Origin of the sequence: Yersinia sp. 1252 StPb PI, from assembly GCF_048593885.1 — a bacterium.
GTDB classification, from domain to species: domain Bacteria; phylum Pseudomonadota; class Gammaproteobacteria; order Enterobacterales; family Enterobacteriaceae; genus Yersinia; species Yersinia enterocolitica_E.
Genome location: NZ_JAZGQE010000036.1, coordinates 22,342 through 34,396, shown reverse-complemented (window position 1 = coordinate 34,396; position 12,055 = coordinate 22,342). Strand labels below are relative to the sequence as shown.

The window sequence follows — 12,055 nt, the reverse complement described above, 5'->3', positions numbered from 1 at the left end:
GTTACGATTTTTTCTTCTGTGTATTAACCCTGCCAAATGTATCTAAGCGATCTATTAATCCTGTCAATTTATCAGAAGCTTGATGACAGAACCTGTTCATCGTATGCATAGATGGGTATCATTCCGACATTAGTAATGCAAATCATTAGCGTTAGCACTCAAGGATATTTACATCCCCACTTTTCAGGAGAGAAAATGCAATTACGTCTAGCTTTATTTTCGTCATTACTGGCCGCAACTGTTGCGATGACAGGGTGTGATGATTCATCTGCCGCGCCAGAAGAATCAGCCAAAATCAGTATTGAGCATGCGCAAGGAACCACTCAGGTTCCACTAAACCCGCAAAAAGTCATCATACTGAACCCATCCGTGCTCGATACTGCCGATGCCCTGAACATTAAGGTGGCAGGTGTCCCGCAAACCAGTACTCATCTACCCGCATTTTTATCCAAATACAGCGGCACTGAATACCTGAATGCTGGCACATTATTTGAACCCGATTACGAGGCATTAAGTCAGGCTAAACCTGACCTGATCATTGCCGGTGGCCGTGCTCATGATGCTTATGACAAACTTAGCGCTATCGCACCGACTATCGCACTTGATGTCGATACCAAGCACTTTACCCAGAGTCTGACTCAGCGTACTGAGCAACTGGCCTCTATCTTTGGTAAAGAAGAAGAAGCGAAGGCACTGCTGGGCAAATTCTCATCTCAGATAAATGAGATAAAGCAAAAATCAGCTAATGCCGGATCAGCCATGGTAGTGATGGTCAGCGGCGGGAAAATGTCAGCTTACACGCCTGGCTCCCGTTTCGGTTTTGTGTTTGATGAGTTAGGTTTCACCCCTGCGGCCACTTTCGAACAAACGGGTAGTCATGGGAATGTAGTGACCTCTGAATTCATTCTCAATGCTAATCCTGAGTGGTTGTTTGTACTGGATAGAGACAATGCCATTGGGCGTACTGAAGGCCAATCGGCACAACAGATTCTTGATAACCCACTGATCCATAAAACCAAAGCATGGCAGAATGATCAGGTTATCTATCTCGACTCCTCCTCGCTCTATATTGCCGGTGGCGTACAGAGTTATACAAAACTGATGGATAAGGTCAGTGCTGTGTTGGATAAATCAGCGCCAGCGCAGTAATTTTCACTGATGAAGAATCTTAGCTTTCTAGTTGGCCTGGTTATTTTACTGGGCCTGATGATCTGTAGCCTGTTTATCGGTGCCGGCCATGTCACTTTTGCTGATGTCTGGTCGGATCCCGATATGCGCGACATCTTTATACTTAGCCGGGTGCCACGGACGCTGGCATTAGTCCTTGCTGGCAGCGCCATGAGTGTTGCTGGTCTCATCATGCAGATGCTGACGCAGAACCGTTTTGTCGAACCTTCTATTGCGGGTACGACCCAGTCCGCCAGCCTTGGTTTATTGTTGGTCATGGTTTTCAGTCCATCGGCTCCGGTGATGGTGAAAATGTTGGTGGCTACGGTATTCGCGATGGGGGGGACTGCCCTTTTTATGATGTTGTTGGCGCGAATGCGGATGAAATCAGCGCTGATGGTGCCGCTGACCGGGATTATGCTGGGGGCTGTATTTAGTGCAGTAACAACCTTTGTGGCGATGGAGTTTGATCTCCTGCAATCGTTGGGCAGTTGGGAGTCTGGTGATTTCTCGGGTGTCTTGCAGGGTCGCTATGAGTTGTTGTGGATAGTGGGAGCCTTAACGCTGATTGCCTGCCTAATCGCCGATCGTTTTACCGTGGCAGGCATGGGGCGGGATTTCTCGGTCAATGTTGGGCTAAATTATCAACGTGTTATGCTGACGGGAATGTCCATTATAGCCATCATCAGCGGCGTGGTTGTGGTCGTGATTGGCGTGCTTCCTTTTCTCGGTTTGATTGTACCCAATATTGTCAGTATGGCGATGGGAGATAACCTGCGCCGAACCATACCTTGGGTGAGTCTTTGTGGCGGTGGTCTGGTCGTGTTATGCGATATTATCGGTCGATTAATTAGCTACCCATTTGAAATCCCTGCCAGCGTTATTCTGGGCGCGATTGGTGCACTGGTTTTCCTATTATTAATTGTTAGGACAAAACGCCATGCAGGTTAATGAGTATTCATCAAAAGAGAATTGGCTTCAGGGCGCAAATCGGGCATTAAGCATACCGGCAAAGCGGTTGTTACTGTTGAGCATTATTGCCGTCGCTGCGATTGTCATCTTCATGACAATTAATCTGGGGAGCAACATCCAGTATATTCTGGTGCATCGCGGTCTTATTCTAGCCACCATGCTGTTGGTGGCCTTTGCTGCGGGAGTTGCCACTGTCTTATTCCAAACAGTAACCAATAACCGTATTTTGACGCCATCAGTGATGGGATTAGAAGCACTGTTTATTCTCATCCAGACCATGTTGGTGTTTTTTGTTGATGCCAATGGTTTCAGAGTGTTAGGTATTACGGGGAAATTTCTCTGTGAGTCGGCACTGCTGTTATTGTTCTCGGTGTTTCTTTACCGTTGGTTACTGACCGGTGTGGGGATCAATCTGCATAAGGTGCTGCTGGTTGGCTTGGTTTGTGGCACGTTGTTCCGCAGTCTATCGAGCCTGATGCAACGTCTTCTTTCGCCGGGGGAGTTTGCCATATTGCAGGGGAGGGTATTTGCCACCTTTACCCGAGCGCCCGCAGAGATTATTGCCGTTTCTACGGGGATAGTTGTGATTGTGGGCCTTATTGTTTGGCGCATGCGCCATTGCCTCGATATTATCGCGCTTGGTCGAAATACCGCAATTAATCTCGGCGTTGCCTATCAGAAAAAGATAACCACTATTTTGCTGCTGGTCTCGCTGTTGGTCGCCATCTCTACAGCACTGGTGGGGCCGCTGACATTTTTAGGTTTGCTTATCGCTAATTTGGCTTATCCAATTGTTGGTTCATTCCGCCATCAATATTTGCTACCCGGTGTTTTTCTGCTGGGAACTATTACATTGGTTGGTGGGCAATTGATTTTGGAGCGCTTACTGAATATGTCTGGGACATTATCGGTGGTTATTGAGTTTGTCGGTGGTGCGCTGTTTATTTATCTTTTAATAAAAAAGGCTCCGGTATGATTGAAATTAATGACATTAATAAAAAATACCAGGATACAGCGGTTCTCAATAATATAAATGAGAGCATTCCTTCTGGTGGTGTTACTTCAATCATTGGACCAAACGGTGCTGGCAAATCTACGTTATTGTCGATTATGAGCCGGTTGCTGGCGCCTGATATTGGTAGTGTGCTGTTTAATGGTTTGGATGTGGCAAAAACCTCTGGCGATAAACTGGCGACTATTTTGTCAGTTTTACGTCAGGAAAATCACTTCACCAGCCGCCTGACTGTAGCAGATTTGGTTGGCTTCGGGCGCTATCCCTATTCAAAAGGGCGGCTCAACGAAAATGACCGTCAGTATATTGATGCTGCGATGGAGTTTCTTAATCTGGTGCCGCTGAAGGATCGCTATCTTGATGAGCTTTCGGGTGGGCAACGGCAACGCGCCTATGTAGCAATGGTGCTTTGTCAGGATACAAAATATATCCTGCTGGATGAGCCATTAAATAATTTAGATATGAAACATTGCGTTGCGATGATGAAACAATTGCGGCGTGCCGCAGATGAATTGCACAAAACCATTATTCTCGTTATCCACGATATCAATTTTGCTTCTGCATATTCTGACCACATTATTGCGATGAAGAATGGTGAGGTTATTTATCGAGGGGCACCCGCAGAGATTATGCAACCCAATATTCTTGAAGAGATTTTCGATATAAAAATCCGTATCGAAAAAGTACAAGATCAGCATATCGCGGTCTATTATCGTTAAGGTGAAAAACGGGCGTAACTGTATATTTACGCCCGTTTTTATCCCGTGATTAGAACAACACAGAGTAGTTCACACCAAAGGTACGGCCACGTCCTTTATAGGTATAGAGATCAGGTGCTCCGTAGGTGGGGCTATACAGAATTGGTGCGCGCTGGCCCCAAACGGTGGTGTACTCTTTATCCAGCAGGTTTTCGATGCTGAAGCTGATTTTACCCACTGGCAAGGTGTAGCTGCTCAGGAAATCAATCGTGTTATAACCATCAAGTTTACGGCCTTTACTGTCTGACACATCGAAGGTCTGCTGGGATTGTACTCGCAGGTTCCAATCACCCGGCGCCCAACCAATATAAGCGGTGGCTTTCGACGGACTGGCGGTATCAACAGTGAGTTTCTGCCACTTGCCGTCAGTTTTGGTCTCAGATTTAATCAGGTTAAATGTTGCTCCGGTGCTCCATTCGCTGTCTTCGAAGAAATAATCCGCCGCGCCTTCAACCCCGTAGATCCGGCGTTTGTCCGGCAACACACTGATGGTCATGTCTGTTTTGTTGATGGCAATAGTTTGGTCAGACAGAGAGTAGTAACCGGCGATTTGAGTACGCAGGTTATCACCCGTATAGCGCCAGCCCAATTCATAAGCATTAACCTTAATACCCTCCAGCTTGGAGTCATTTACGTTGACGCTTTTTTGCAGTTGGTAGTGGCCGTTGACCAACTGATAGGTCCCGGAGCCGTAATATTTCGCCAGATCGGGGATCTCAAACCCTTGAGAGAAGTTGAACCACGTCTGCTGGCTTTGTGCCAGATGCGCCAGCAAACCGGCATTGAACAGGACGTTGTTGTAATCCGTTTTCCCGCCTGGCACTGCATCTGCTGAGGTCGCGCTGCCGTTAGCAATAGCTTGTTGTTGCGCATAGCCAACGAAATCATCAACCTTGTTCTCGGTGTATTGATAACGTACGCCACCACTCAGGGTAAAGATGGGGTTGATGTCATAGCTGGTTTGCAGGAACGGCGCGAGATTGGTGGTGGTGTAACTTGGGTAACGGCCAACATTGTAGGCATTTTGTAAGGTCATCCCGCCAGACTGTTGTGCCAGTGCCAGATTGAAGAACTGCTGATTGGCGTTGAAGCTTTCATGCTCCACGTCGACACCATAAGTCAGCGTGAGGCTGTCGATAGGTTTACTGTTTAGCGTCAGTTTACCGCCGTAAAAATCGGTTTTCTGCTGTGATGCACCGATACTGGTTACCGCAGTACCTGCTTTGTTCAGGGTTGGGAACGGATAAAAGGTCAATGATTCATCACGGTAAAACACCTGTGCTACCAAATCCTGACCCCAAAAGTCGGTATTGGAGTATTGCAGGTTGATGAGATGGCGCTCAGTGCCTGGAATACGATCTGAGTTCAGATTGCCGCTGTTAGATGCCTGGCCGGTACCCGTCACTGCCGAGAAGTTTTCCCCCAGATATAATCCGTGTTTGCCATCGGATTCGCTGTTGAAATACTGGGTGGTCAACTGCAATTGCTGATGGTCATCAATGTTGAAGGTACCTGTGCCCATCACATCAAGGCGGCCGGAATATTGCAGGCCGGTCTGGGTATTATCGATCAACACCTCATCGCCTTTACCGTCATACCAGCCGCCATAACGTTGATAGGAAACAGAAAAACGACCGAATGCTTGCTCATTCCCGCCGCTCACCGCAGCCCCGATATTCTCATCGTGATCGTTATGGCTGTTAAAACCGGTTTTGCCGCCAACTTGTAGTTCGACCTGTTTTTCTTCCTGACCTTTTTTGGTCACAATATTGATCAAGCCGCCAGTGCTACCGCCACCGTAAAGCGAAGTGGCACCGGAGATAACTTCTATATGCCCAATATTAAACGGATCTATGGCGTCAAGCTGACGGCTGTCGCTGCGTGAAGAGTTCAGGCGCACGCCATCGATCATTACCATCATTGATCGGCCACGCATATTCATGCCGTAGTTGGTCCGGCCCTGACTGCTAACATCCATGCCAGGAATCAATTGCGCCAAAATATCTTTGATTTCCTTGCCAGCTTGAACTTGTTGTTCGAGTTCCTGACCTTCAATCACCCAGGTGGTTTGTGCCATTTCGGCCACGCTGCGGTGTGAGCGGCTGGCAGAAACTACCATTTGATCTTCTGCCCATGCTGCGGGCGCGAGCATAGCTAACAGGCACGGATTTAATACCCAGAGGTGTCTGCGTTTCATTGTTATTCTCTTTTTCCCATATTAGAGGTTATGTTAAAAATTAAAGTTGGTTTAACGATTGTTCTAAACCCAAACTCATTGGAGTTGCAGCCAGGCAGCCTGCAAACACATCCCGATGAGCTTACTCAGTCAAGTGATTCGCGCGCGCAGCTAACCCCCCTGCGGTTTCAAGGACGAGGGGATCTGTGCGGGGGATAACGGCCGGCGGCTGGCTGCGCCATTGGATCACCGCCGGAGTGGATGTTAAATCGAACTGTTCACGACCTAAAACCCGGTTGAGAATACGCGCCGATCGCCAAGCCATCAGGCTGAGCTGCGGTTCTGCAATGCCGTGGCTATGCATACCGGCGTTGACTGCAAATAAGCAGTTATCGTGTGGGCCTCGCCAATCGAGGGTGAAGTCGGGAGCCATGCGGTATTGATAATCGGCAGTGGTCATCAGGCGGCTGGCCAGTGGTTTAAGGAATGCCGGACGTTCCTGTTGATAACCGGTCGCGAAGATAGTCACGTCGCTGTCAAAGGTTTCTTTGCCCTGATCGAGATGGTGATGGGTGACTAATTGGTAACCGTTACCTTGCGGATGCATCGCTGTCAGTGAGCGGCTAGGGAGCAGGCGCGCCCAGGGCTTTTCACGTAACACCTCAAACTGATGATACATAGCACGGTAAATAGCCAGTAGCGACTCACTGGTAATGCCGTCAGACGTCATTTTCTGTTCAGCCAGCATATGTTGCTTGGCGTTGTCGTTCAGAGTATAGAAACCGTCAACGTATTCCGGGGTGAAGTACTCATTGGCAAAAGCGGCTTCATCCAGTGCGTTGTAATTATTCCGGCGTGAAATCCAATCTAACTGTTTCGGTTGGCCCCACTCAGCGCGGAAGATGTTGAGGAACAGGTCAGCTCCACTCTGACCACCACCGACGATGGTGACTCGTTTACCGGCCAGATCGGGATTGCGCAGTGCCATTTCACTGGCATGGAAACAGCGATCGTTTTGCTCGCCGACACATTCCGGCAACTTGATACGTTTGCCGATCCCCAGACAAACATGGCGGGCATGGTAGACATTGCGTGTTGTGGTCACGACAAAATGGCGCTGCTGGTCGTCAAAATCCACACTCTGAATATCTTGGCTGAACTCTAGCGAGCTTAACCCATGGGCAGCCCAACTGAGGTAGTCTGCAAACTCTTCCCGTGAAACCGTTCGGTGCTCAGTCGTCAGGAATCGGTAGAATTTCTTCCTTTGGACTAAGTAGTTAAGGAAGCTATAGGGATTGGTTGGCGACACCGCACTGACCAAATCTTTCAAAAAACTGGTCTGCATGTGGCAATCTGGCACCATCATGCCGGGGTGCCAGGTAAAGTGTGATTTACGCTCAAAGAATTTGCTGTTAAAGCCAGAAACTTCGCTGCCGAGGGCGGCAATACTGAGGTTAAATGGGCCTATGCCAATGCCGATGAAATCTAAAGTTTGATTCATTAGGCTAGCTCCTTGGTGACCAAATAAAGAGGGTTATCCAGATCCTGCAAGTAATTTGGCAACATTCGACTGCCACCATCCTGCTCTGAATAGGTGAGTTTCACCGGGTTGAGGACTACACGAATAATTTGTGGTTTAAACAAATCAAATAGGGAAAAACGCTCTGCCATGTCTGGATGCTGTGCCATGTAGCGCTGCAGTACCTGTGCCAGCAGTTGATAGAATTGGTGTTCATTGATGCCACACACATGCATCAGTGGTGAGATAAATCTCAGCACGGTGACGAAATGCCCGGTCTGTAGGTCGTGTATCAGGTAGTCGGCAGATAAGCGTGCGGTGACGGCTTTCACGACACTGGGCAGTGAGGCCGCTTGCGGGAACTCTTTATCAACCAGGCGCATATCGCCCTGGAAGTCTTTCAATAGCACACGTTGCGGTATGTGGTCTTTCATCACCAAAGTGATGTTTTGGCCGTGGGCGATCAGTGCCACACCGTAACAACACATCAGGTGGTACATTGGCACCACGACCACCCGAAACATCTGTTCTAACCAGGCTTCGGCACTCAGCCCCGAACGTGCAATATAGGCGGCAATCAACGGATGCCCCTGATTATCGGTTTCCATCAGGGTTGCCATCAAAATTGCCTGTTCGCCCGGTTGTAAATAGCAGGACGGATTTTCTCGCCAAATCACGCCGAGCATTTCCTGATAGCGATAGGGCGCTTTACTCAAGGTGGCATAGGTCTGGTGCATCATATAACCGGCTGCGGGTTCTCCGAGGATCTCAGCACCGCTTGCCCGTAGCGTAGGGTCTTGTGCAAAGACTTGCTGTAACCAATGCGAAGCCGCAGGACCTGCGCTGATATATTTACCGGGGATGCCGCGATAACAAGAGGTGTTGTAGATGGTCAGTGGCAATTTGATATCAAATGGCACGCGGCGACTGACATTCGTTAAGGTACGTAATGATTGTTGCGCCAGATAGTGGTCACCAAACTCACCCAGTTCGATCAATTCACCTTCGGCTAATTGTGGTAGGAAGTGCAGGGCGATTTTTTGCTGCCACTGCCATGGGTGTAAGGGCACCGGTACCCAGTCGTCATTCAACGCGAGCTGCTGCCAGTGGCGCTCAAATCGCTGGCGTTCCGTGCTATCCATCGCACTGTCGAGCAGCCTGTCCAACGGGAATTGTGCATCCGCGCACCAGACAAAACTGCCACGTTTGGCGGCGACCCAATGCAGGCGGAACTGCCCTTGATATTCTGGCGCGTAGTGATGCAGGGCGGTTAGACCCCAGCCACGGCGGCCTTTGTTGAAGATAAATTTCGGGTGGCCAGCCAGCAGGCATTGAAGTGCATCAGCATCAAGGGCAATCAGATGTTCGGCACTCATGCCCTGACGGGCAGAGAGTAACTGCATGTCTGCGCGCAGCGTGGCATAGAGGTCTTCCAGGTGTTCAGCAACCTGTGCATCGTCCATCTGCAACACTTGAGCCAGTTGGCGTAGCATATGGTCAGTGGTCAGCGGCACTCCTTCGCAGTGCAATGAGGCGGGGTCAATATGCAGCCAGCCCCAGATACCCCGTTCGGCACTAAAGCGATAAACCGCACCCGGCAAGGTGATACTCCATGCCTGGCCTGCTGGCGCGGCACACAGGGTGCGTTCATATTCCAGTTCAGCCAGGATCTTGGCGATCATCTGACGGTTAACGCGCTGCCAGTTGGCGTAATTGTCAGTGGTCATACCGTACCCTCTTGGAAGAAATCTGCGCGCTGATTCACTATCAGTCGCGAGCGTTTATGCGGGAAATCAAACTCTTTCAAGGTGTGGTAGCCGGCGGCAGGCAGGTGGCGGAACAGGCGCTGGTTATCGGCGCGTGGCTCAGCTACTACCCGGGCTGTGCGCGGTTCATCCAGATACAGATAGTGTGTCAGGCCACGTAACCAACTGCGGATGTATTGCGCTCCTCGCCAGCGCTCTTCACCTACCAGCATGTGTAGTCCACGATCAAAAGGCTGCCAACGGTAATGGCGACCAATCCGGTCTTCTGCTGCCCAATAAACTTCGAAATAACCAAAAGGTTGATCGTCAAAGCAACCCAAGAGCGGATAGCAATAATGCGAATCCAACTGACGTTGCAGATACGCGGCCTGAACCTCAAGCGGGCCACTCATTTCCCAAAAAGCATCTACGCGCGGCGAGTTCATCCAGCGAGTAAACTGCTCTGTGTCGCGATCAATTTCCGGTAAGCGGAAGCTCAGGGTATGTTTAATGTGCGGATCGAAACGGCGATAAACTTCGCCGTTAGGGCGCGCAGCACGTTGTGGGAACCAGATATCTCGCTCGGCGTCATACTGCATCTGATCAGTCGCCCGATGGCGTTTTGCTCCCAGCCACAGTGGTAGTTGATAAAATAGATCCCGTGCCAGATAGTCGCCATAGCTCAAGGCAAACACGGCTTGTGCTTGCGGCTCTTCCCGCCACTCGGCATAGGGCAACGCAATACCGGTTAATTGCGGTGCGGCAACGAACAACTGATCCAATGCCGGTACCAGCCAGCCTGGTGGCAATGGTCCGGGTGAGTGCAACACCGCGCTGCCGTCCAACCCTAAGCTGAGGGTCAGATTTTTTCCCAACTGTTCACAGCGAAAACTGCCTGCGGAGTGCATCAACTTAGCTTGTGGCATCATTGGGCAACTCCCAGGCGATCTTGGTAAGGGAAACGAAATGGGTTTGCGAAATCAAAGTAGATAACTGCCGGATCAACGATGGTATTTTCATTGTGGTCATGCAGATAACAGAAGAAATTACCCTTGCAGTTCCAATGCGTGCTATCGAGTACGTAATCCAAACAAAGGGTATTTTTAGCCGTAGCCCGCAGGTTATGGAGTGCGTCGCGGACCCGCATCATCAGATTCTCTTCGCTGTCAAAACCGGCAGCCGCTAATGCGGCGGTCACAGCCAGACTGGAGTTGACTAGCAAGTAATAGGGGAAATAGCGCAGTAGTTGTTGTTCAGTGAAGCGGTTTTCCGCTTCGGCTTCGCCAATTTCTTCCAGCCACGGTGTGGCATCTTGGGTAAAGCCGCTGCCCTGACAGTCGCGATACAACATACCGATCGGCAAGTCTTGCTGCATTTCTACCAGAATGTTTTGCTGATGGGCTAATAGCACCAAACCGTAATCAGCTTCGGTGCTGAACAGTGGTAATAAGACCTGTTGGCAATAGGCATCCAGCCAGCAGTGGGTGGCTTGGCGTAGCGGAAGATTTAGACGCGCCGCCAAACGGCGCACTGCGGCAACCAGCAAACTGTCGCCTCCATCTGGTGCGGCCTGAGTCAAGGTGACCAGTACATTGGTTTGAGCATCTGGCTGGCTGAACAACAGGTTGTCGCGTAGCACCATCAGGCTCTCCTCTTGCACCGTGCCATCAGCGGAACATAAACCGGCCCAACCGTCCTCCTGCATAACCCGGAAGGTTGGATAGCGTGCTTGTAATGTTTGCCAGCGCGGGGTTTGAGCCAGGCGGGCCAAGCGAATTCCACGTTTAGCTTCTTTTACCGATAGCGTACGTACCGAGTTGGTCAGGCGGACACTGAGGGAAAACTTGATCATGTCGCGATTTGATGGGCTATACAGCGAACGGGAGGAACTGGTCGGCAGCCAGCGTTCACCTGCTTCACCCAAGTCTTGCAGTGCATTCAGTTGTACCAACTGCTGGCACCACTCCTGGGACAACAGGTGATCAGCCTGCCAGGGGTGCATCGGCAGCAGCCAAATATCATCGGTAAAGTGTGCCAGTAGCTGTGGTGCACTCTCGCTGGCAAAACGTTGCAGACGTTGTTGCAGTGTCAGGGTGAGACTCTCACCGCACAAAAAGCGTTTATCCACGGCAAACCAGCGTAGTGGAAAACGAGCGGCAAAGTCTGGCAGATAGCGATGTGCCTCTTTTTCATTGAAGGGTTCATGGGATTTTGGCGCCGGGTGGAAGGCATGACCGACCAATAAGCCTTGCTCAGCCTGAGCAAAATTGAGTGGTTTATCGCGCAGTGACGGCCAATCCAGACGAATATTAATTGCCTGTTGGGTGTTGTCATGACTTTCCAGAACCCGCTGGCGGAAACGTGTAACCACCTCATCTGACAGGTCACCTTTTACTGCAGGTTTATCCAACAACAAGGTCACCAACTGTTCCATGCCAAGTGCCGTACCCGCGCCATCGTCCTGCTGATATAGATAGGCTGGGAACAGATAGTGATGATGTTGTGTTGGGGATATATGGCGTAAAGCAATACGAATAGCTTGTGACGATGACAGAGGGATATGGAGCTGTGGATAGGGTTGATTGTTTGCTGTCGGAAGGATTTGCCAGTCCCGGGTTTCACGCATCAATGCGTTGAGGAAACATTGCGCAGCCACATCGGTTGTCGCGGTTTCTAACTGGATAGTCATTATTCCATGCCACTCTT

At 50.1% G+C, this 12,055-nt stretch carries 9 protein-coding genes; 4 read left to right on the top strand and 5 right to left on the bottom strand.

What is annotated here, in order from left to right; translation table 11 throughout:
- The first annotated feature begins 195 nt into the window (after positions 1-195).
- Genes V2A85_RS07980 through V2A85_RS07965 form a run of 4 tightly spaced genes read left to right on the top strand, consistent with a single transcriptional unit; the run spans position 196 to position 3,870 of the window.
- Positions 196-1,149, top strand: a complete 954-nt coding sequence (locus V2A85_RS07980) for a siderophore ABC transporter substrate-binding protein (RefSeq protein WP_083162521.1) — start codon at positions 196-198, stop codon at positions 1,147-1,149.
- A gap of 9 nt (positions 1,150-1,158) precedes the next feature.
- Entirely contained in the window at positions 1,159-2,118 is a 960-nt protein-coding gene (locus V2A85_RS07975) for an ABC transporter permease (protein WP_083162523.1), read from the top strand.
- Positions 2,108-3,115 carry an iron chelate uptake ABC transporter family permease subunit gene (locus V2A85_RS07970; protein WP_420071213.1) on the top strand — a complete coding sequence of 336 codons (1,008 nt, stop codon included), beginning with the start codon at positions 2,108-2,110 and terminating at the stop codon, positions 3,113-3,115. Before V2A85_RS07975 ends, V2A85_RS07970 begins: the two co-directional genes overlap by 11 nt.
- Entirely contained in the window at positions 3,112-3,870 is a 759-nt protein-coding gene (locus V2A85_RS07965) for an ABC transporter ATP-binding protein (protein WP_372560557.1), read from the top strand. Before V2A85_RS07970 ends, V2A85_RS07965 begins: the two co-directional genes overlap by 4 nt.
- A 49-nt stretch (positions 3,871-3,919) precedes the next feature.
- Here the strand turns inward: V2A85_RS07965 and V2A85_RS07960 are convergent, their stop codons facing one another.
- The 5 genes from V2A85_RS07960 to V2A85_RS07940 form a co-directional block, all read right to left on the bottom strand.
- Positions 3,920-6,106: a TonB-dependent siderophore receptor gene (locus V2A85_RS07960; protein ID WP_420071212.1), complete on the bottom strand. Its 2,187-nt coding sequence runs from the start codon at positions 6,104-6,106 to the stop codon at positions 3,920-3,922.
- Positions 6,107-6,227: 121 nt separating this feature from the next.
- Positions 6,228-7,586, bottom strand: a complete 1,359-nt coding sequence (locus tag V2A85_RS07955) for a lysine N(6)-hydroxylase/L-ornithine N(5)-oxygenase family protein (RefSeq protein WP_372560559.1) — start codon at positions 7,584-7,586, stop codon at positions 6,228-6,230.
- A complete protein-coding gene (gene iucC / locus V2A85_RS07950; RefSeq protein ID WP_420071211.1) occupies positions 7,586-9,331 on the bottom strand; it encodes an aerobactin synthase IucC in 1,746 nt (581 codons plus the stop codon). The genes V2A85_RS07955 and iucC overlap by 1 nt, the downstream gene beginning before the upstream one ends.
- Positions 9,328-10,278, bottom strand: a complete 951-nt coding sequence (locus V2A85_RS07945; RefSeq protein WP_372560561.1) for a GNAT family N-acetyltransferase — start codon at positions 10,276-10,278, stop codon at positions 9,328-9,330. The genes iucC and V2A85_RS07945 overlap by 4 nt, the downstream gene beginning before the upstream one ends.
- Entirely contained in the window at positions 10,275-12,038 is a 1,764-nt protein-coding gene (locus V2A85_RS07940; RefSeq protein WP_420071210.1) for an IucA/IucC family protein, read from the bottom strand. Before V2A85_RS07940 ends, V2A85_RS07945 begins: the two co-directional genes overlap by 4 nt.
- Positions 12,039-12,055 lie beyond the last annotated feature (17 nt).

Excerpts from the sequence above, each read along its gene's own strand:
- V2A85_RS07980 (WP_083162521.1), top strand. The coding sequence starts at position 196 with ATGCAATTACGTCTAGCTTTATTTTCGTCATTACTGGCCGCAACTGTT.
- V2A85_RS07975 (WP_083162523.1), top strand. The coding sequence starts at position 1,159 with ATGAAGAATCTTAGCTTTCTAGTTGGCCTGGTTATTTTACTGGGCCTG.
- V2A85_RS07970 (WP_420071213.1), top strand. The coding sequence starts at position 2,108 with ATGCAGGTTAATGAGTATTCATCAAAAGAGAATTGGCTTCAGGGCGCA.
- V2A85_RS07965 (WP_372560557.1), top strand. The coding sequence starts at position 3,112 with ATGATTGAAATTAATGACATTAATAAAAAATACCAGGATACAGCGGTT.
- V2A85_RS07960 (WP_420071212.1), bottom strand. The coding sequence starts at position 6,106 with ATGAAACGCAGACACCTCTGGGTATTAAATCCGTGCCTGTTAGCTATG.
- V2A85_RS07955 (WP_372560559.1), bottom strand. The coding sequence starts at position 7,586 with ATGAATCAAACTTTAGATTTCATCGGCATTGGCATAGGCCCATTTAAC.
- iucC (WP_420071211.1), bottom strand. The coding sequence starts at position 9,331 with ATGACCACTGACAATTACGCCAACTGGCAGCGCGTTAACCGTCAGATG.
- V2A85_RS07945 (WP_372560561.1), bottom strand. The coding sequence starts at position 10,278 with ATGATGCCACAAGCTAAGTTGATGCACTCCGCAGGCAGTTTTCGCTGT.
- V2A85_RS07940 (WP_420071210.1), bottom strand. The coding sequence starts at position 12,038 with ATGACTATCCAGTTAGAAACCGCGACAACCGATGTGGCTGCGCAATGT.